General features: G+C 34.0%; 14 protein-coding genes. 6 read left to right on the top strand and 8 right to left on the bottom strand.

Annotated elements, in window-relative coordinates:
* Nucleotides 1–379: 379 nt before the first annotated feature.
* Both IJE64_RS03395 and IJE64_RS03390 read right to left on the bottom strand, forming a co-directional pair.
* A complete protein-coding gene (locus IJE64_RS03395; protein ID WP_292782021.1) occupies nucleotides 380–1,177 on the bottom strand; it encodes a hypothetical protein in 798 nt (265 codons plus the stop codon).
* 378 nt (nucleotides 1,178–1,555) lie between these two features.
* Nucleotides 1,556–3,322: an FUSC family protein gene (locus IJE64_RS03390; RefSeq protein WP_292782019.1), complete on the bottom strand. Its 1,767-nt coding sequence runs from the start codon at nucleotides 3,320–3,322 to the stop codon at nucleotides 1,556–1,558.
* Nucleotides 3,323–3,481: 159 nt separating this feature from the next.
* Here IJE64_RS03390 and IJE64_RS03385 point away from each other — a divergent pair, with 159 nt between their 5' ends.
* From IJE64_RS03385 to IJE64_RS03375, 3 genes are read left to right on the top strand one after another with little or no spacing between them, the layout of a single operon-like run.
* The gene (locus IJE64_RS03385; protein ID WP_292782016.1) at nucleotides 3,482–3,640 is read left to right on the top strand and encodes a hypothetical protein; all 159 of its coding nucleotides are present in this window, start codon (nucleotides 3,482–3,484) and stop codon (nucleotides 3,638–3,640) included.
* Between the two features lie 50 nt (nucleotides 3,641–3,690).
* Nucleotides 3,691–5,898 carry a hypothetical protein gene (locus tag IJE64_RS03380; RefSeq protein WP_292782013.1) on the top strand — a complete coding sequence of 736 codons (2,208 nt, stop codon included), beginning with the start codon at nucleotides 3,691–3,693 and terminating at the stop codon, nucleotides 5,896–5,898.
* 10 nt (nucleotides 5,899–5,908) lie between these two features.
* Complete coding sequence (locus IJE64_RS03375) at nucleotides 5,909–11,077, top strand: right-handed parallel beta-helix repeat-containing protein (protein ID WP_292782011.1); 5,169 nt, start codon at nucleotides 5,909–5,911, stop codon at nucleotides 11,075–11,077.
* A gap of 383 nt (nucleotides 11,078–11,460) precedes the next feature.
* On the opposite strand, the gene IJE64_RS03370 is transcribed toward IJE64_RS03375, so the two are convergent.
* The gene (locus tag IJE64_RS03370; protein WP_292782009.1) at nucleotides 11,461–15,054 is read right to left on the bottom strand and encodes a C1 family peptidase; all 3,594 of its coding nucleotides are present in this window, start codon (nucleotides 15,052–15,054) and stop codon (nucleotides 11,461–11,463) included.
* 267 nt (nucleotides 15,055–15,321) lie between these two features.
* Between IJE64_RS03370 and IJE64_RS03365 the strand changes: the two genes are divergently transcribed.
* On the top strand, nucleotides 15,322–16,089 hold the full coding sequence (locus IJE64_RS03365) for a DUF4013 domain-containing protein (protein ID WP_292782006.1): 768 nt from the start codon (nucleotides 15,322–15,324) through the stop codon (nucleotides 16,087–16,089).
* Here IJE64_RS03365 and IJE64_RS03360 read toward each other — a convergent pair.
* On the bottom strand, nucleotides 16,073–16,279 hold the full coding sequence (locus tag IJE64_RS03360; RefSeq protein WP_292782003.1) for a hypothetical protein: 207 nt from the start codon (nucleotides 16,277–16,279) through the stop codon (nucleotides 16,073–16,075). The genes IJE64_RS03365 and IJE64_RS03360 overlap by 17 nt on opposite strands.
* A 212-nt stretch (nucleotides 16,280–16,491) precedes the next feature.
* Between IJE64_RS03360 and IJE64_RS03355 the strand changes: the two genes are divergently transcribed.
* The gene (locus IJE64_RS03355; protein WP_292782000.1) at nucleotides 16,492–17,175 is read left to right on the top strand and encodes a zinc ribbon domain-containing protein; all 684 of its coding nucleotides are present in this window, start codon (nucleotides 16,492–16,494) and stop codon (nucleotides 17,173–17,175) included.
* A 155-nt stretch (nucleotides 17,176–17,330) separates the two neighbouring features.
* Here the strand turns inward: IJE64_RS03355 and IJE64_RS03350 are convergent, their stop codons facing one another.
* Together IJE64_RS03350 and IJE64_RS03345 are read right to left on the bottom strand one after the other, a co-directional pair.
* Nucleotides 17,331–19,196, bottom strand: coding sequence for a histidine kinase dimerization/phosphoacceptor domain -containing protein (locus IJE64_RS03350; protein WP_292781997.1), 1,866 nt, complete (start codon nucleotides 19,194–19,196; stop codon nucleotides 17,331–17,333).
* Between the two features lie 290 nt (nucleotides 19,197–19,486).
* Nucleotides 19,487–20,710 (bottom strand): nucleotide sugar dehydrogenase, encoded by a 1,224-nt coding sequence (locus tag IJE64_RS03345; protein WP_292781995.1) that lies wholly within the window; start codon nucleotides 20,708–20,710, stop codon nucleotides 19,487–19,489.
* 386 nt (nucleotides 20,711–21,096) lie between these two features.
* Between IJE64_RS03345 and IJE64_RS03340 the strand changes: the two genes are divergently transcribed.
* Nucleotides 21,097–22,092: an Ig-like domain repeat protein gene (locus IJE64_RS03340; protein WP_292781993.1), complete on the top strand. Its 996-nt coding sequence runs from the start codon at nucleotides 21,097–21,099 to the stop codon at nucleotides 22,090–22,092.
* Between the two features lie 137 nt (nucleotides 22,093–22,229).
* On the opposite strand, the gene IJE64_RS03335 is transcribed toward IJE64_RS03340, so the two are convergent.
* Entirely contained in the window at nucleotides 22,230–22,547 is a 318-nt protein-coding gene (locus tag IJE64_RS03335) for a TfoX/Sxy family protein (protein WP_292781990.1), read from the bottom strand.
* A gap of 38 nt (nucleotides 22,548–22,585) precedes the next feature.
* Nucleotides 22,586–22,834, bottom strand: coding sequence for a hypothetical protein (locus IJE64_RS03330; RefSeq protein ID WP_292781987.1), 249 nt, complete (start codon nucleotides 22,832–22,834; stop codon nucleotides 22,586–22,588).
* Nucleotides 22,835–22,867 lie beyond the last annotated feature (33 nt).

Below are 22,867 nucleotides of genomic sequence, written 5' to 3'. Positions count from 1 at the left end.
TCCTTTGATGAATTTTTCTGATAAGTATATTTTATTTACTTTTTGTTTCTATTTAAAGGTTTCGATTAAATTTACTGAAAGTAACTAAAAGGTAAATTCCATTAATCATTGATTTTTCATATCGGTGATGCTTTATATTTATGAATTCCTAAATTATTTTGTTGATATTGTAAATAAGGGTTGTTTGATTGTTGAAATTGGATTATATTTATTTTAATTTGTTGGGTACTGTTTTATCATGTCCGGAATAATAGCATTAAAAACATTTACTAAAACTTTCAACAGTAGCAATATAACCACTGGCATTTTGAATAAACTCTACAAACTGCAGTTTGATAGAGTTAACACATCATAAACTAATAATTGGTTTAAATAAACATTAATTCGAATTATTAATGGAATATATTATATTCGCTAGGCTGGACACATCATCAGATTTCATTTCTTCAAGTTTTATCAATTCAACTTTACCCTTAGGAAAATAGTAATCTGTAAACCTATCGTTTCGTGTAGGAACTGATGTTTCTTTTGGTTGGAAATCACCATTATAATCATTTAAAAATATATTTTCATCAACACGTCCCTTTTTATATAATGCAAATCCTAAAAAGTATCTTAAATGGAGAGCAACGTAATTAGCATCCGCTCCATCATCAACCAAACAAAGGTTATTCTCTTCAAGTATTTCAACATAATCTCCCATTAGAATCCCTTGAAAAACACCTTTAGATATGTTTAGATCCAAAATCACTTCAATAACCTTATCATATTTTTCCATAACAATTAATAAAAATAAATATAAGTTTACAATGTATCCCAGTTTAGATAACATGTAAGTAGATAGTAAACCGAACCTGCCTATATCTAAACTTAAATCCATAAATCTAAGCCATTCATCATTTAGCTGTGATAAAGTCTGGTCCATTAATTTTTCAAGATATTCGTATTCTTCATTATGGGCCGCTAATTCAATAGAATAAAATAATCTGGTGGAAATATATGTATAGTTAATTCCTGCAGTTTTATATGACCAATGGTCTTTAGTCCCGGACCTATTTTTCATGATACGATAAAATCTTTTTGTTTCTTTATCAAATGTAAAAAAACCAGACCACTCCTCACTTCCTAGACGATAATCTCTTTTAAAATACTTCTCAATCTCATTTTCTAAAGCCATTGAATTTTTTTCAAATTTTTTTTTCTTTTAGCTTCTTTTTCTTCTGGACTTTTTCTAAATAATCCCATTAAAAATCCCCCTTGCTGAGATAATTGAACGTTTATCAAAGCAAATATATAATTATTTTGTTTTGTGAGTGCAATTAATGGATTTAGTTTTTATGAGTTATTACGTTTTGAAAATTTTATGTGTAATCATTCAATTAAACTTCTGCGCTTTTACACAAAGTCGCATGGTCGAATCAGTTAAAAGCATGGATTAATTTTTTCCATTTCCATTTTTTTTTTGTTTTGAATATTTCATGGGGAAAGATTCATTTCAAAGAAGGTCATTTTCATCAAAAAAGCGGAAGCATCATCATCTCCATATCTGATTTTGTCAGATCAATTCCCTCTCCTTTTTAAACATGTCCATTGCATATCTCATTGACCATGCCACCACGCTTTCTTTCAAATCCAAATGGTCATTGACATTGGCATCGTTATCAATGATATCCAATAGATTACTGTTCAATTCATCGGAATCTCCATTGATGTCGAGATAGGATAAGATAAAATTGCATAAATTTGAAATCATGAATTGCAGATTGTACAATTCCCTATTGTCATCATTCACTTGAATGTTTTCACGGACAATGCTTTCAGAAACAAAGAGAGTTGTTTTGTCATCGGCATCGCCTCCATGACATTTTTGCCGGATTAAGTCAATTGATTTCTCATTGATGCGATAGCAATTTTCCAAATTGTTCCTTGTCTCTTTTTCAACCGAATATGGTAGGAACTTAAAGTTGAACAATGAAACCGCAGCCACCCCAACAATCACCCACAATATCTTTAATAGAATGGCATCCGGAGCATTGATGTAGGCAACTGAAGTCGTTACGGATATTACTGTTGTCGTGGTATTTCGGATTAGCCTATCCTTAATTTTCCAAACAAAGACAAACAGGCAAATGAATACGACAAAAATAATCACTGCCCTTTTGGATATTGGAATAAAAGGCATGGCAATCAGGATAATTGCAAAAATGAAAATCCCTAAAAATGTTGCCTGAATACGTTTTCGAGCGGTATATGCCATATCATCAACATATGGCACCATCATTGAAACGGTTACAAAAAACAGCCATTTTGTAAATGGCAAATTGAAAAGCATTGTTAATACTTCCCATAGCAACATTATCACTGCCATTTTAAATGCGAACACGAATTTGACTGAACGGAAGTTGAGCTGTCTTCTGTTGAATGGTTTGAATAATTGGGTTATTATCTTTTCATTCGGAGTTGCAAACGCATCGCTTAAATCCTTATTCAGTTCATTGGCGATGATTTCAAGATTTAGCAAAATGGGCATCATTCCCTTTGTCTCAATTTCGATACCCTCAAATATCTCCTCGATTTTAACTTCTCTAATTTTGGAGAAGACTTTTTTGATATGTCTCAATTCCTTATTGGATAAGTCACTTCGAGAAAGGATATATCCAACGGATTGGAACGCTTTTACGATATTGAGAACGGATTGCTGTTTTGGACTTGGGAAGTATTTGTATTCAAACCTATGGTATAATGATAAATAGAACTCCTTTGCTATTTTAAAACTGTCTTGGGAAACATCCTTGCCTTCCAATTTCAAATCAATTGAATTGTTCACCTCTTCGATGAGATTGTTCAGTGTTTCCTTTGATATGTTATGGTGCTTATTCCTATTGAGGATGATATTTAGGCCGACGATGAACGCTGCTCCGCAAGCCAATGCCATGAGCCTTGCGGGCAAGTTTTCAAGCGACACGGGGTTCGCCGACATGATGAAATAACACAAAAGATACGGCATGTAAACGTCGCTTCTAAACAGGTGATATGATGAAAAGGTAGTTCCAAAAACTACCAAAAAAGTCAGGATGCAGCCAACAATTGTTATCGGATTGTTCAGATACGAAACGATTCCAAGAATCAGCAATAAGCCCAAGACCTTAACAAAAGATAAGCCTGGCTTATATGACAGGTCCTCATTCAGATTCATGAATGCAGCTATGATAATCATTACTCCTACTGCAATATTTTTTCTTCCGAAAAAAATCAGGTAAAAAAGCATTGCTCCAATCAATGCCGAAAACATGAATATTTTTCGTTTTAGACCCTTATCCATCTAACTGCACCACTTTCCATTCAATAACCAATCAAGATTAGGAAAATCATCATTGAGAATATATTTAGGCTAAGGCCATAATAAGTATTTTCATCAATCAGGCGCCATTTTCTAAGAGCTGATGAATTTTGTAAATTTTGGAGCGACAATGATTATGAGATGTACTGCCGCACAAAACCGCCAAAGCTGAGAAAAAACGATAATGGACTGAAAATGCAGTATTTAATCAGATATGCAACGGAAAAAATGGTGGATGAAAAACATAAAATCCCAACAACAAATGACAAAGTCCCTGGAAGAGCCAGACAAAACACTTAATTCTAATAAAATTTATAACTATAAATATATTAATTATGAGGTAAGATTTAATGAAATTCAAACATGTGATAATCATATTGATGTTTTTATGTTTTTTCATTTCACTTGCAAACGTGTCGGCAAGTGATAATGCAGCTATGGAAAACGTCAGTGCGATTGATGAAGAAATTGATTTGGAAGTTTCAAAGAGTATTGAAACGATTGATGATTTAGACCGTGAAATTCAAAATGCAGCTCCCAATTCAACTATCAAGCTAGAAAACGACCTCATCGTCAATCAGAACACCACATGTAAGGGCATTGAAGTATCTGAAAGAATAATTTTAGATGGTCAGGGCCACAAGATTGATGGAAATTCAAGTGGTGCTCCTTTTTTTATTAGAGTTCATGGCGAGGGTGTTGTTTTAAAGAATATAGTATTTGTCAATTGGGACTCGAGCGATTCATACAACCTTGTTGAATGGATAGGTGGCAATGGTGAGTTAAGAAATTGTACTTTTATCAACAACACCGCAGTTAATGGCGGTGCTGTTGACTGGACTGGAATAAATGGTTTTTTAATCAATTGTACTTTTATCAACAATGCTGCTGAAAATGGCGGTGGACTGTACTGGTATGGACTTGAAGGGACAATAGCCAATTGTATTTTTACCAATAATACTGCTGAAGTCGGTGGTGCGGCATACATCACCGGAAAAGACGTTAAATTGGACGGATCTAAATTTGAGATTAATTCTGCTGACGACATTGGAGGTGCGGTTTATTCAGATGGGCTGAACTTTGTTTTATCAAAATGTGATTTTATAAATAATACTGCTCTAAACGGGGGTGCGGTTTATTCAACAGCTTACCCAAATTTGATTGAGTCATGCAATTTTACATTCAATTCTGCTGATGACACTGCAGGTGCGCTTTATTTGGCATCAGATAATAATACGGTAAAAGATTCAATATTCACAAACAACAGTGCAAACATGGCGGGAGCAATTTATAGTGATGTGAATGATGATTTGTACGTATTTAACTCAAAATTCAATAATAATTCAGCTAATGAGTTCGGTGGAGCCATAATGATTGATCAGTATGCAGAAATTGTCAATTCATCCTTTGACAGCAATTCCGCAGGAATCGGCGGTGCAGTATACTCAGACAGTGAAACTTACTTTAGCAATTCAACATTCACCAACAATAAAGCAGATAACGGTGGAGCAGTAGCGATGGTCGATGGAGGCATCGTCAACTCAACATTTGCAAATAACTTTGCAAATGAATCTGGAGGAGCAATATCTGGTGTAGGTGAACTTAATGTAAATAAAACAGATTTTACAAAAAACATGGCCAGTGATGGATCCAATAATATTTACTCAGATGGCGGTGAAGTCACAACAGCAAATGTGACTAGCGACAGCAAACTTATTTCAAAAAACCTTGACATTTCAGTTGATATTCCAATCATCACCTATGGTGAATCCCTGAAAATCAATATTGCAATGCCAGGTAATATAACAAACGGCACTGTTACAGTTAAGGTAAACGGCAGAACATATAATGTTGACCTGACAAGCAATCAGACAACAGTGACTGTTCCTGATTTGAACAGCGGAAACTATACTGTGGAAGTGAGTTATGAAAGCATTGACTACAACACTCCAATATCAAAAAATGATGCTGTCGTGTTGAAAAAGAATGTAACAATCAGTGCGGATAAAAAAAGCTTTGTCATCAATTATGCCGGCAAGTACAGCATTACTGTTAAAGACCAAAAAGGAAATGTCATTTCAGGGGAACAAGTAACAGTTTACATTAGCAATAAAAAAATTAATACTGTAACTACAAATAAAAACGGTGTTGCAACAGTAACAATCACTGCAAGTAAATTGAAATCACTCAAAGCAGGTACAAAGACATTGAATGTTACCTTGTCAGATAATTACAATCCAAATTCCACATCAGTTAAGGTAACCATCAATAAGGAAAAGACAAAAGTTGTTGCTGTAAAGAAAACATTTAAAAAGTCACTCAAAACCAAAAAATATACAGTCACATTGAAAAACAGCAAGAATAAAGTAATTAAAAATGCTAAAGTCAGCTTGAAAGTAAAAGGAAAAACTTACACTGCAAAAACCAATTCAAAAGGAAAAGCAACTTTTAAGATTACCAAACTCAATAAAAAAGGTAAATTTACAGCCAAAATTGCTTTTAAAACTACCTCATATTACAAAGGTGTAAGTAAAAATGTTATAATAACTATTAAGTGAGGTCATTAATATGAAAGGAAAATTAACGATTGTTTGTTTGTTGTTATTTATTTTATGTTCAATTTCAACAGTTTGTGCTGAAAATACTAATGGCACTCAAATAATGCAGGAAAATGATGCGCTTGATAATTTGGGAGTGAGCGAAGATACAATATTGGCAGACGCTTCCGATGACCTTCAAAATATTGTCAATTCCGCATCAGAAGGTTCGACAGTAACCCTAAACAAAAGTTACGCTCCAGCAAATCGCATAACCATTGATAAGTCATTGACTATTAATGGAAATGGAAACACAATAGACTGCAGCAAATCTTTCTTCAAGTCATCAAGCGGGGATATCACTTTAAAGAATTTGAAGTTTGCCAATGGAAATTCAGCTAATGGGGCGGCAATATATATTACAGGTTCTGCAAAATACACAATTATAAACTGCACTTTCACAAACAACCAGGGAAAAAATTTTGGTGGTGCAATTTATAATAATGTAGTTGATACATTAACTATCACAGGTTGTAGGTTCACAGGAAATAAAGTAGAAGCATATGGAGGAGCAATATATTCCAAAGGAAATGTTGTTGTTGAGAATTCTGTTTTTGAAAATAATTATGGAAGCATTATGGGTGGAGCTATTTACTGTGAAAAATCAGTTGACATCTCAAATTCGATATTCAATTCAAACAAGGTAGATAGTCGTGGTCAAACAATGGGAGGTGCCATTAAGGCAAAAAAAGATTCATACATTACTAATTCCACTTTCAGAGAAAATACTGCAAATCATGGGGGTGCACTTTATTCATCTTCTGATTTAATAATTCAAAATTCACAATTCATTAAAAATTCCGCATATGAGGGAGGAGCAATCCATGTAGATAATGACAACCACATATATATTGAAAATTCAACATTCAAACAAAACTCTGCGGAATGGGATGGTGGAGCGATATACTCAAACAAATGGATGCATGTCGGCAATTCCATATTTGAACTAAACACGGCTAAAAAGAAAGGTGGAGCAATTCAAACTGATTACATCCAGTTCAGCGGAAAAAACACATTCACAAATAACTCCGCAAATAATCATGGGGGTGCAATCTACACTGAAACAATTGGTACCACTAACAGCAATCTAATATTTAATGCAAATCATGCAGACAGTGATTTTGGGGGTGCAATTTACATCAACAAGAAATCCGGTGATGTGAAATTCTACTCATCAGTATTTACAAACAACCATGCGAATGCAGGTGATGGTGGAGCAGTATACTCCGACAGCAGTTCAACAAATCTTGAGTTCTACAACTGTACTTTCACATCAAACTATGCAACTGGCGGGAAAGAAAAACGTTATGGTGGAGCAGTGCGTTCTTGCGGCAGTGTTAAAGCAGATAACTGTACTTTCACCGACAACTGGGCTGAAAACTATGGTGGAGCAATTTATACAAATACTTTAAGCGAGATTAAAAATTCAGTGTTCATCTCAAATCAGGTCAAAAATGGCGGGACCCGTCAAGGAGGAGCAATATATGTCAACAATGAATGCACCATGACACTTTCTGGAAATTACTTCGAAAGGAATGGTGGAGGATCACATGGGGGAGTTCTCTATACTGATTCCAAAAAGGCCCATTTGAAATTGACAAACAACGCATTCATTGAAAATTCAGCTAGCGAACAAGGTGTTTCAGTATTCAACAGCGGTTACTATGATGACGTGTCAAATAACTGGTGGGGCATTAATGGAGCTTCAATCCAAAATCAGCTAAAAGAATATCACACTGTTGGAAGCAATGACGATAAAAACGATTCAAAACCTCTTGTAGTTTCCATAGTTGTCGATAAAAATGTTTACAGTGGAGTTGAAACCAAAATAAAAGTTTCATTCACTGGTGCAGTTACATATTATGTTTTAAACACATTGAAAGTTTCACCAAACAGAAATGGTACATTCATAACCAAAAAAATCAATTCAGACTCATTGGACTTGATTTATGTTCCGGATGAAACCGGAATCCATAAATTCAATTTCACAATCAACTCACAAAAGCTGTCATGTGACATGAACGTTACATACATTAGCGTTTACGGTTATGATTTAACAAAGACTTATGGCGATGAGCAACTATACTCCACAGTATTCAAGGACAAAGACGGTAAATACTTGCCTAAGGGAACCAAAGTGACTTTTAATGTCAACAATACCAACTATGTCCGTGAAATTGCAGACAATTATGGTGCGGCAATATTGAATGCAAATCTGGATCCTGGCCAATATACTGTTAAAGCAATAAACAATGTAACAGGAGAGTCTTTCACAAATAAGATTACAGTAAATAAAAGAAATCTTCTATTTGACATCAATGAGCCGTACATAATCAAGTTAAATGCTTCTGCAAATAAGACTGTAACATTCAAAGTTGGAAGCAAAACATTTACCGGTACCACTTCAGAGGAAGGATATGCTTATTTCCTATTGAACGTGACTGCTGGAAATCATACTGTAGAGACAATATACGATGGCAAGACCATTAAGGATTATATTACAGTATCCAATAAATATGCTATCATTGATTTAGGATTGACTGGTACTTCATATGGTGCAATGTTGCCAGTATATTCAAATGAAACATTTAAAGCAGTTTCCAATACTACATGTTATAGTGTTATTGGGGAGAATACCTACAGATACATTATGACTAGCGGTGATGCATTCATATTGTATAATGTGACGGTTTCCAATTCACAAGAGCTTACAAATGTCTTGAGAAAAATGGCTCGCAAAGATTATAAGGTTGACGTTACCATCATAAATCTTAAAAAGAACACATATAAAATATCTGATCATTTCTGGGAAGATTCAGATTGGAAGTATCTTGTCCATTTGAATCATGGTACTCTTATTATCAACGGTGGAGGCTCAACACTTGAAGACGATTACAAACATAATTTCGCCAGTTTGGATTCAAATACAAACATCATGGTAAACAATCTCGAATTTAAAAAATTCTACAGAGTATTTGCAAGCAATGGTGAAGTATATTGTGAAAATTCGACTTTCACACAAAATGATGCACAAAAATGGGCCACTCCAACTAAAGGGTCTGTAATTTATAACAAGAACAAAGCCACATTCAAGAACTGTATTTTCAATGGAAATGAAAATGGTGGAAATGCTGAACATAATAGGGGAGGAGTTTTGTATGCCGATTCCAATTCCTTGACAAATTTCATCTCATGTAGCTTCAAAACAAAAACGGATACTGTCCGTGCCGTGGAAAAAAGTATGGTTGTTGTCTATGATACCTCCTGGGAGGCATACAATCATATTAAATACAACGGCTACATTGATAACAATGCATCATTAAGTATAAGGAATGTGTACACTTTAACCCATAATATGACTAAGAATTTATATGTCACTAATATGACTGGATTGCAGGATGCCACCGAATGGATTGACAGTTTTAACAATATTACTTCATTCAACATAACTCTCGACAAAGGAGAATATGTTATAACTGCTAATGACCTTAAAAAATATAGGGATTCACAAGACTGGCGTTCAAGAACCGTTGAAGGCGCAGTAGGTGTAGTGCACCCGCGTAGCTTTATAGATGTCAATTCCAAACCGGTAGTAATTAACGGTAACGGAGCTACAATAAAAATGACTGGAAACGATGTCAACGACGATTATCATTTCGCATACATTCCTAAATACGGTTCTTTGACACTGATAAACCTAACCTTATCAGGCTTCAACACTGCTATTGAGAATTATGGGACATTCATAGCTATAAACTGTACATTTACAGACAATGTAAATCATCATATAATAAAGGACGGCGATTATGGTGGTGCAATAAGAAACTATGGTACTGTGTTATGTTCCGATTGCATATTTAAAAACAACGGCGCCAATCAAGGCGGTGCATATTACGGTTTTGGAATATCATCCAATGCCCTATTTTCCAATTGTCAGTTTATAGGAAATGTAATCAAATCCAACTTGGTATGGAAAAACAATAATAGAAATGATTTGGATATTCAGAATTTGGCTGTTGTCAAATTGGTTAACAGTAAAGGATATTCCTCATCTACAATAAATACTGAAAAGGGAGGAATGTATGTGGTTAGGAAAAGCCTCAACGATACTGTTTATAATATTGTTGTGGACAATCTTGCATCCTTGATGAAAGCTTCAAAAATTGTCAACGGAAATACCAAATATGATATCATTAACATTACCTTTGTCAAAGGAGAATACGGTGTGATTCCTAATTCCCAAAGCCTATTCAAGGCGGATTACGGATTATTATTAATCAACGGTGAAGGTTCAAAGGTATTTGTTCAAAATCCTCATGATGATGACACAACCCAGTTCTTGACTGTTGCTTCCAGGGGTAATGTCAGAATAAATGGATTGACTATAGAAGGATTCAACATTGCTATCGAGAATTCAGGTAAATTGCAAGTTATAAATTCCATTTTCAATAAAAATAAGGCAGACTATAAATTTAAGGCAGATTATGGTGGTGCCATTGTAAATAAAGGCATGTTGACAGTATCCAACTCCACATTTACCAACAATTATGCAAAATATGGTGGAGCAATTTACACTTCTGGAAATGCGGTGATTCTCATGTCCACATTTTCAGCTAACTGGGGATACCATGCATCAAAAAATGTAGACATCTACAACAAAGATGGCTGTGTTGATGATATTATCATTTCTGGACCGGATCATAGTTATATTGAACAACACCCACTTGCTTCATGGAAAATGGATTTAATTGAAAGTGGTGTTCTAATAGCTACCATGATAATTACAGCAAATGTTGGATATGGTTTGGCAGTAGCGGGTGTTCCTGCTGCTGGTTTATTGGCAACATTGGCCAGTGTTGGAATTGGTGGCGGGTTAGGTACTATTCTGGGAGCTGTTTATACCTCAGAATATCAGAATCCTAGTCTCTTTTGGAACGGTGTTTTAAAGGGTATTTCTAATGGTTTGAAAGTAGCCTCATTTGGTGGCGCAGCATATAGTATCCCATTTAAAATAGCAACTAAATTTATGGTTGCCGGCGTTAATCATGTAATCTCTAAAGGATTAAATGCCGCAGTTAAAATTTCAAATACCGTTTTAAACTATTACCAAAAAGAAAGCAAAATTGTATATTTCACATAAATGAACTTCTCGCCTTTAACTGGCGGGACTTTCATTACTTTTTTTTTTTGAATTGTTTTAGGAAATGTTTTTGATATCATTTACTTTCAGTAAGCCCTCATTATTTGATAGTTGAAGAGTTTTCTACAAAATTACTAATCCATTCTTTTTAAAATTTGATAGTGGTTATATGATTTACACTATTTTTCTAAGTCCCATATGCTTGATTTAAAGCATAATGTACTAATTTCAGTTTTCTTGATATGAATTTTTTTAATCAAAATCGATTATTGATTGTTAAAAGGAATTTAAAGATTGTCCGGATTACTAAATAGTAATCGGTTGTGGTGTATTATAGTTCAGCGAAAAAATAGATTTTAAAAAATAAAAAAATGAAAGTTAAATTATTTTTTAACTTTCACGCTTTGCTTAACAGTGTTTTTAAGGTAAGTTACTTGGTATTGTACGTTTTTGCCCACTTTGAGTTTCTTAAGAACGGAATTCTTAATGGTTATTTTTGCAATACCTGTTTTGTCGGTCTTTGCGGTGTATGTTTTGCCATTGAATTTAAATGTTAGCTTTTTGTATTTGATAGGGGTCTTTCCGTTTTTCAAAGTGGCCTTGATAACTAATTTTTCAGCGGATTTTTTGACTGTAACTTTTGCGAGATTTAAGTTTTGCTTTACCTTAACTGTGTTTTTGATGGTCTGGCCGGCATAAGTTGCAGTTAATGCATAATTGCCTGGTTTGACAGTGTCAGGTATGGTTAATGTTGCATAACCGTTGGCATTTGTTTTAACTTTATATGTTACTTTATTGAGTTTAATAGTTACAATTTCATTAGCGCCTACAGGATTTCCATCATCTCCATATACGCGAACTTTAAAGCTTGATCCATCACCATAATACATGTCTACATTGGAATTTCCGCTGAACCTTGAAACAACATTGATTGTTGTAGTGGTTTCTTCCAGGCTTTCCGGATTTTCTAAAACTAAAACATGGTTTCCAATGGATAAATTAACTAAATCTATGTATAGAATTCCATCGTTGCCTTCAATAGTTCCGGTGTAGTTTTTGCCATCTAATTTGTAGGTTATATTTGTGTCAAATAGTTCAACACCATTCTCGTCTACAAATTCGACTTCTATTGTGGTTTTTGCATTATAGCCCACGGTTATTGAATCGTCAACTTCAATGGTGCTTATTATTTCAAAGAGTTCCACGAGTTCATCATCCTCATCATAATATGTAATGAGGCTATAAGCTCCTGAATCCAAAGTTAAATCAAATTCTGCTTCACCATCCTTTACAGTTGCAGTGCCTAAAACCTTATTGTTTTTTACAATGCTGATCTTTTTACCGTTTGCATTTGATTTTACTTTCACCTTATTGTTTTTTGCATAATATTGATTTTTGGTTTTTTCAGGATTTTCGTTTGTGAAAGTATATACCTTAATACATGCTGTCATGCCCAATGATGCCAAATCTTCTATGGTGTTGTCAGAATGGTAAACAAAACTTCTTCCATTTTCGAAATGGAGTCTAGTGTCTTCAAGCAGAGGCACTGACCTTTCCTTTATTTCAGCTGAAAATTCATGGCCATAATTAACTGCTATTTTTTTATCTAGTTTGATTGTTTCAAATCCGCCATGAGTGGATGCTCCACTTTGACTGTAAACCGCTTTGCCGTCGACATAAATGGTTATGGTGTAGTTTTCATTAGCTGTATTGAAGTATGTTCCAATTGAGGATATTAATTCGTCATTGAATGCAGTGTATGTATTATTTATATATATCTCTTCTCCATTTTTATCCTGATGGTATCTGCCTAAATCGCCAATGTCATATTGGTATGACCTTTCATAGGATTCTGTGTTGTTTATGATATAACCGACAGAGGGAGAGGTCATTGCAAAGGCGGTGTCATAATATGATATATAGTAGTATCCGTTTTCACCCCAATCACTTCCCCAGCTGTTTTTGCAAATCCAAGCGCCATTTCCTTTGGGTTTTATGATGAAATTATCTTTAGAATAATTATCATCCCAACCGACCAATGTGATGAAGTGATTTCCGGGTTGTTTGCCATTATAATATTGGGCATGGGTTACTTTATTGTAGTAGTCATTATTCGCTATTGCGCCATAGACATGAACGGTCAATCCACCATATTTTATTAATGCTTCTTTTAAATTGTCATTGTCAAGAGAATTTGCACGTTTAGGTATTATGATTGCATCCTGGATGTGGTATGAATCTTCAGCGATTGCAGTTAAAGTTATTTTTCCAAGTTCATCATAGCTATCGTAATCAACGGACAGGGTTCCTAACCATGCTAAGAAAAGACCCATTCCAGAAGTTGAGTATCCTCCTTCATAATTATCGTCGGTACCATAAGTTCCATAATGCAATGCAGAATTTTTAACATTGTTTTCAGATAGATCCAATAGGATCCCGGTTGCTTTTAAAAATGCAGATTCAAGTGCGCCAGTTGCGGCAAATGCCCAGCATGAACCTGTGGACCCTTGGTCTTTTACAACACCGGTTAGGTTATAATCACGTAAATCAAATCTGGAACTTTTTGCAGTTTCGTTAACAGTAGTTGGATTTAAGATGATTTTTTTGCCGGCATAGTCAATTACTGAAGTGTATTCGGTCTGATTTAATAATGCTTTTCCACCGCCCAAGTCATTATTTTTTAAATAGGATCCTTTTCTGTCGAAATAACTTGCAATGACATTGCCGTTATTTTTTGCAAAGTAAGTGTTTTTGATTTCATATCCACTGGAATATAGGTAAATTCCGCTGCCTGAAATTCCTGCAGCATTATTTACAATATCGCATGAAGCCACTGTGCTTTCACTGTCATCAATGAATACTGCTCCGCCATAGAAAAGATTTGCTTTGTTGTTGTTGATTTTTGAGTTGCCTATTAATGCGGTTGTATTTGAGAGGTATATGGCTCCTCCGTTGTATTCAGCCACATTACTTATTAATCCAGAATCAACAATGGTTGTTTTCCCTCCTAATTGCAGATAAGCGCCACCGAATTGCGAAGAGCAGTTTTCAAATAATGAATATGTCACGGTTACTTCATTCATTGGGGCATATTGGCCTCCATTAAGGTCTGCATAAACTGCTCCGCCGTTTTTGCTTGAGGATGAATTGATAAAACTGCAGTGGTCAATGATTACGGAAGATGTATTTTTAAGTCCAATTGCTCCGGCGGTATTTTTTGCAAATAGATTAATGAATGCTGTATTGTAAACAGTGAGTTTGTTATTTTCACAGAATATTGCTGTAGCATATTTTGAAGTCATATTTGCAAAAACCACATTTTTTACAGTTGTGATGGAGTTATATGCATAAATTAAACCCCAGTCAATTTCTTTATTGTTTATAAATGTGGATTTGTCGATATCAATTATGCTGCGAAATCCAAATATTGAAGCACCGTTTTTAGCATAATTGTTTACAAATTTATCATTGGCACTATAGTAATCGCTGCCGGATGCATATATTGCACTGCCTTCGCTAGAATCGTAATTATTTTCAAAGGTTACATTGGTTGTATGCAATGCGCAGTTGTTCAATACAATTGCGGACATATCACTGTTAATTAATTTAAGGTTATTTATATATACAGTACCATTTGTAAATTTAAAAATACCTGCCTGTTTATTTGCATCAATTACATGATTATTTCCTTCAATAGTGTATGTGCTGTCGTCTGCGACAGTCAAATCGATTCCTTTTTTAAAATTTCCATCGGTTTGGTTGTTGAATTTATAGTCAGATTGGATATTCAATCCGCTTGGGGAACCTGTGGTAATGTCATTTAGCAAATTACTGTATGATTTGGGTTCACCTGTGGAGAGAATATCGGAATCAGAACTGTCTAGGTTATCGTCAGTCTGATTAATGTCTTGTGCACTAACTGCACTAATGCTTATTAAAAATAATAATGCGGTTATTAGCAATAGTTTTTTATTCAAAATCTTTCCTCCCATGTCGTCTATTAATAATTATTTTATTGAAAATATATATGTTTTTTTTCATTTTAAATGATATATTTTGGAAATGCAGGAATTTCACCACTTTGCAAAATGGCTCCTATTGAATATTTTTAAAAAAATATATTCATTTTGTTAATCTTAATATAAAACTTTATTTTAAGGTAAATTCTAATGATAATTATAATACTTTATATCATTTGAAAAATTTTTTCATTTCTTTAGGGATTATGAATTTTGGAGGCAATCATGCTATTAGATATAGTTAAAGGGATATTGGAGTATACAACATATAATAAACCGTTTCTTTTACTTATTCTAGTTTTATTTTTCGTATTTTCCATGCTAATGGGAATTTTTGATGAAATGAGGATAGAATCTGTGCTTTTCTTGTCATTTATACCATATATTATTATTTCAGGTTACGGGATGGCCATCACTAAAGATGTAATAAATAATGGTAAACGATTGCCTAAAATATTAATCAAAGATGTCATTGTTTTGGGAATAAAATCAACTGTTGTTTATGGTGTTTATATTTTTGTTCAAGGGTTACTTTTTGAGTTCGTATCTTATCTATTTGCTTTTCCATTTGTTGATGTTGAAGATTTGCTGTTTGATTTTTTCGAAACGGCGCCTTTATTATTTCATCATAATCCTGTAGATATGCTTATGTTTATTGTTATTGATTTTGTAGTATTTTATTTCACCATGTTCTTCATGGAAATTGCATTGGCTAAACTAGCAGATACCGGCAGTATTCTGGATGCTTTTAATTTAATCAACATTAAAAAAACCATTGATGTGATTGGGTGGAGGCTATATGCAAAACATTATACCGTAATTATACTTTTATTGGCCTTTTTCTCATTACTGATAGATATGGACCTTCCAATTTTTGTTTTTGATTTAATTTTTAAAGTATTTTTAGGTTTATTATTGTTCACTACACAATATTGGGGTATAGGTTCTGTTTATAGAATATTTAAAATGAAGCAATCTAATAATCTACATTAGAAAACATCATTTGATTGTAATTGTAATATTGTTTAAACCCAATATTTGACTCAATGTCCTCATATTCTGTTATATTTATGCAGATTCCAGAATATTTAAGTGAAATAAGAATGTAATCTACATTGTCCTTAATGATTATGCCAATCAAATCCACTATCTCATCATCAATATTGATAATTTGAACAATCATGTCATCAATTACCCTGCTGACCACTATGGATGGCCTTTAAGGAAATAACAAGTTCTTCCATATTCGCTTCCCTTTTGTAACTATGTTTTTCCTAATTGCTTTGTTTTTAAATTTTTTTTCTTCAACCTCAACGAACACAGCAGAAATTAAAAAGATATATATAAGTTTGGGGACTGAAATTTGTTTAACAATACTATTTGAGGGGGTATGACATGGCCAATTTTTGCACTAATTGCGGAGCTAGATTACGAATGGGTGATAATTTCTGCATCAAATGCGGGACTAAAATAAAAAAATCCACTATAAAATACAATAATCCCTCATCAAAACCAATGCCGAACAATATGGAAAAAGATAAAACTAAAAAAGAAATTAAAAGAGTGGTTGGCGGAGTGGAATCCGGGATGAACCAATTAATGGGCAAATGCAAAACCAAACTGGAAAAAGAAATGAAAGATGCAGAAGAAAGGAATAGAAAAAAGGAAAGGATTGATAGAATATTTGAATCTGAAGAAATCAAATCGGAAATAAGAAAAGGCAAAGCAATTGATGCAATTAACATTAAAAGCGATTTAAAAATCAAGATTATTAATCAAAGAGAAAATATGAGTGATGATGAAATCAAACATTTCATAAAAAGCGAATTAAGAAAAGCAAGGGAAAGAGAGGAAAAATCCAGAATCGCAAAAGAAAAAGAAATTGGCAGTAAAAAAACACAAGAGAATAAAGCTTATGGAAGTTATTGCAATCAGGGTTGCAGGCATTGCTATGAACAGTATATACATAGTGGCGGAGAGGTAGATTTCGATTTCACTGGCGAAGAAATCATTGATTATTTTTGCAATTTAGGGCATTCTATATCCTTTGGAAGGTTTTGCAAGGATTATGAAACATGATATTTAACAGAATTTGAAAAAATAGGTTTTTTCTGACATTTTTTAAAATTTTAAGAAAGATATCTGTCATGTAATATAATTTTTATATTTATCTGAAAGGATTCACTTCACAAGGCGAAAATCTGTTATCTAACACTTGAAACATGTCAATGGCACTATTCGATAGTATGTTCCATTTCAGTTGGGAAAATTAGTTTATATGCAGTTCCTTTTTCTTGTTTAATTAGACTGATAGTCCCGCCTAACTGTTTAGTCAAGCTTTTAATTATTTCACAGCCTAAATTTTTGCTAATGTTATCTAAATCGTTTAAGCCAACACCGTTGTCTTTTATGATTAATTCGGCAGTATTATTTCCTAAACTTTTTATTGTCTTTGTTATCTTATTATTTTTTGAGCTATCTGGAAATGCATGCTTGAGGGCATTCATGGTAATTTCATCGATTATTAGAAGTAAAGGGGTGATGACTTCGATTGTTAAGTTTAAATTCTCATCTACATGGGTTTCAAACTCAATAGGGGTTGGTGAATCTATCACATTCATTGTTTGTCTATCATGATCCTCCAAATAATCTTTTAGGTTAATATTTTTGAAATCCTTTGAGTTATAGGTCTTTTGATGCAGCAATGCCAGTGAAGTTAGGCGTGCCTGCATATGTTCAATTATCAAATCAGGAGTATTGGCATATGCTCTTTTTTCAAGATTTAAAAAACTGTTTAAAATCTGCAGGTTATTTTTGACCCGATGGTGGATTTCTTTAATTAAAATCAGCCTCTGTTCATTGGATTTGATTAGTTGCTCATAATTCTCTTGACCTTCAGTGATGTCTGTTAGAAAACCTATGCTGTGTGTGGAATTTCCATATTCAAATCGTTCAATGTATAGCTCAACAACCTTTTTATTGTCAGGATTTCCATCAACATAATAAGTAAAACTTTCGTCGATTTTATTCAATTTGCCATTAATCAGCTTATTTATCCTATTAATGCTGTCTTTTTCAGCGATGTTCTTTAAGATATCCTTGGAATGATAATATTTCTTATGGTCTTTTTCAAGTATGTTATAATAACCTTTGGAGAAGTTAAATTGTTTGGGATTTAATGGTTCGATTAACAAAGCCAATTTTTCGCTGTTTTTAAAACCATTCAGTAAAAAATCAACGGGTTTTGTTAGTTCGTCCTCAGAGTATTTTGTTATGTCATTTATCAGTCCCTGGCGGATGATAATTCCGCTTTCATCAAAATAAGAATAGATATTAAGTTCTATAATTTTTAAAGTGCCGTCTTTGGTTTTGATGCGAATGATTTCCTCACATTGTGTTGTTTTATTGTTGGTGCTCTCAAAAATTTTATTTACAATGTGCTGATCTTCAGGTATTACCAAATCAAAAACTATGTTGTAATAATCATCAGCTTCTTCTTTTGCACGATTTATAATGTTGAATACTCCTTGTGACCAGGTATACTTTCCATTAATATTATAATAGCTGCCTGTTTGTGAAAAATTTTCCATTATGTCAGTTTTATCTTCATCAAAATCCCTATATTCTAGATCAATGCGGCTGCTAATTTCTGTATCGATATTATGGCTTGTTACATATATTCTTTCATTGTCAAAAAGTATTTTTGCATTGCTTAGTTTTGATAATTTATTTTTATTATAGTATGCGAATCTTATTTTCTTCACATTATTGTTTTTGTAAACATCAATTAAATCATCATGTAGTATTTCATAAAATAGTGGAGATAGTTTGCTTAATAATCTTCCTTTCACATCATCTGGAGTGCAATGGTATCTGTTGAGGGTAAATTTACCAATATTTTGAACAATAAAGTCCCTGCCTTCATCATAAGGAATCAGTGAATGAATTTCAACTGGAATATTATTTATTAGTTCCTGGAGGGGAATGTCTTCAATATCAAACTCCTTGGGAGTAGGTCTATAAAAGTCTTTTTTGCTTGCATTAAAAATGCGGATTTCATCAACTTCCTCTAAATGCCTGTATTCTTTTTCTACTCTCATCACAACACCTTTATATATAAATATTTGTAGGTTATTATATTTAAATCAGTTAATGATGAGTAAGGTTATTATTGTTATTTAACATAACTAATTGAATATTTGGGCTGGAAACATCCGATTCAATAAGTTGATAATTTTTTTCATAAAATGCATTTTTAAAATTTAAAATAAAAAAAGAATTAACATGAATATGCGTGTTTAAGTTAATTCTTAAACACTATTTCATGAAAATTTAACATATTTTTGCAAGAATTCTCCGCTTCTTTAAGCCGAGGAGGTTCAAATTAGTATCAGTCTCTTCTGAAGAGGTCTCTTGTGTATACCTTATCCATGACATCGCCAAGGATATGTGAGTCAAAGCGGTTTGCGAGGATAACGTCACTTTCACTCTTGAAGCGGTCAATGTCATTTACCACTTCGGATTTGAAGAATTCGCTTCCATTCTCCAATGTTGGCTCATAAATGATTATTGGAATTCCCTCTGCCTTTATGCGCTTCATAACGCCTTGTATTGCAGATGCGCGGAAATTGTCACTGTTGCTCTTCATGGTAAGTCTGTAAACCCCAACGGTTTTAGGGTTTCTTGAAATAATCTGGTCTGCAATGAACTCCTTACGCACGGAATTGGAATGGACAACCGCCTCGATCATGGTCTGAGGAACATCTTTATAGTTTGCCAAGAGCTGTTTTGTGTCTTTAGGCAGGCAGTATCCTCCATATCCGAATGATGGGTTGTTGTAATGTCCGCCTATACGTGGGTCCATACATACGCCGTCTATAATCATCTGTGTGTCAAGGCCTTTGGTCTGGGCATAGGTGTCAAGTTCATTGAAGTAGCTCACCCTTACGGCAAGGTAAGTGTTGGCGAAAAGCTTGATGGCTTCAGCCTCAGTTAAATGGGCCAAAAGCATTGGAATGTCCTGTTTAGGAGAACCGGCTCTTTTTTCCTCTTCCCTAGCACCTTCTAATAGAAGTTCTGCAAACATCTGCCCTTCTTCTTTCTGGTCATCATCGCATCCAACAACTATGCGGCTTGGATGGAGATTGTCATAAAGCGCCTTGGACTCGCGCAGGAATTCTGGAGAGAATATTATGTTCTTGACCCCATACTTCTCACGCACTGATTCAGTATAACCAACAGGTATTGTTGACTTTATTACCATAAGGACATCCGGATTGACCTTGAGGGTCCATTCTATGGCATCCTCAACGGCGGATGTGTCGAAGAAATGGTTGACGTCATCATAATTTGTTGGTGTAGCTATGATGACAAGCTCAGCATTCTTATAGGCCGCTTCCTTGTCGGTGGTTGTATGGAGATTAAGTTTCCTTTCTCCATCACGGGTCTCCTTAAAAAATCTTTCTATTTCATCGTCCTGGATAGGACTGATAAATTGATTTAGCTTTTCTGCTTTTGATTCTGTAGTTGTAATAGCTGTAACATCATGTTTTTGAGCGAGTAGAACAGCAAGTGAAAGCCCTACATATCCTACGCCTGCAACTGTAATTTTCATATTAAATTGCCTCTTATTTTATACATTTTTTTATAATATTAAATTGTTTAGTATTTCTTCTTTAAAAAACTTTGTGATTGCATCATTTTTAACCCCATTTGGATGGGGTTTCTTAAAATCAATTGATTTGAAATTGCAGACAAAATTCACGAATACATTCAAAATTTTGATTTTAACTAAAAAATCAATAATGTATATATAATATTTATTTTATAATATTGTATATTATGTGTATAATATATCGGTCAATTAATTGTTGGATATGGTTTTTCGATTAAAAGATTGAAAAATCTTCAAAAACCTGACGTTTAATAAAAGTTTATTTTAAAAAATTAAAAGGAGGAATTTTTATTTTTAAAGCAAATAAGTGCTTATTGCTTATTGCAATGGTCTTTATTTCTTTACTGGCCATTGGTGCAGTAAGCGCTGCGGATGATAATGCAGATGTTGCTGCAGTATCTGATGCAGATGATAACAATCAAGTAAGCGTTGTTGTTGAAAAAGAAGACGCAATTAAAGAAGAGCCAAGCGCTGCCGATTCTGCCAAGCTTGGAGTTGCTGATAAATCTGAAAAGGTTAGTTTCGGTTCAGGTAACGGCACCAAGTTTGATTTTTCAAATATGACTTTCAATATAAATGGAACAACTTTCAATATTGGTGATTTAACAAACGGTACTTTCAGTTTGGGTAATGGAACAACCTTCAATATCTCAAGCTTCGCTAACGGTACCTTCAGTTTTGGTAATGGAACATCTTTCAATATCTCAAGCTTTTTAAACGGAACAGGCAATGGAACAACTTTCGATATTTCCAGTTTCATGGACATATTTGGAGGATCAAAATTGACTGCCAATACTGCTGACATTGAAAAAGTCTATTCCGGCACAACTGTCTTTAAAGCAACCATTCTCGAATCAAATAAAACCGTAGAAGCGGGAAAGAATGTCATATTTACAATCAACAATAAGGACTATATTGAGCGAACGGATGCAAATGGTACTGCAACCTTAAAAATAAATTTAGCGGCAGGCTCATATTATGTTTACACTGAATATAATAATGAGATTTTAGCTAAAAATCAAATTGTCATTGAAAAAGCAGCTTCCAAAATAACCGCTAGTGCAAAAACCTTTAAAGCCAAGGTAAAAACCAAAGCATATACAGTTATTTTGAAAAATAATAAAAATAAGGCTATTAAAAACGCTAAAGTTACCTTGAATATTAAAGGCAAAACTTATACTGCCACTACCAATTCCAACGGTAAAGCTACATTTAAAATAACCAAATTAACTAAAAAAGGCAAATATTCTGCAACAGTTAAATTTGCAGGAAACGGTTATTACAAGGCATCTTCAAAATCCGTTAAAATTACAGTTAACTAGTTTAATTGTAATCAGAATATAGTTTATGTTTTGAGTTACAAACTCAAAACCTTTTTTTTTAATTTTAATTTCTAAAGTGTTTTTATATTTATTTTTTTAAAAAAGCAGGCTTCAAATAGCCAATGCTACTTTTATTGTTATTTGCGCTTTTTGCGTGGAGCCGGAAGTTCTTCATACATAGCTTCCAATAGCTCTCCAAGAAACTCTCTGTTTTCAACATCATCGACAAGCAGCATTTCCTTTGCGCCTTCATAGGGCAATTCCATATCTGCATCTGGCATCATTGCCATGGCTGATTTGACAGGCTTGACGAGAAAACGGTCGTCGTAAATGCCTCCGATGATCTTTCCTCGATAGTATATGATGTATTCTCCCATCATCGCCCTATAGGTTATGTCTTCAATGTCGGACAGTTGCTCCAGTATGTATTCCAGATAATCTTTGCTTGATGCCATATTCAATCACTTCCCAATCAAAACGGTAATGTTTAACCCTAATCTTCTCCTAGCCATCCCTGATTGATGTCCGGATATCCGCATTCTTCGCAATAGCCATCATAGTATGGTGCACCACAGGCAGGGCATTCGGAATATGAATCGCGTGGATAATAAGTGTTTCCCCTATTGGAATGGGACACGGTTTTTATTGTGGTGGTGTTGCTGTTGGAAGACTTGCTGTCACTTGCACAACAGGATATGATGATAATCACAAAAAATATCACTGCTAAAATAGTTCCAATCATATATTATGGTATGTAATTTTAATTATTTATATG

The organism is Methanobrevibacter sp. (assembly GCF_017409525.1).
In the GTDB taxonomy this organism is placed as follows: domain Archaea; phylum Methanobacteriota; class Methanobacteria; order Methanobacteriales; family Methanobacteriaceae; genus Methanocatella.
This window is presented reverse-complemented; position numbering and strand designations above follow the sequence as displayed.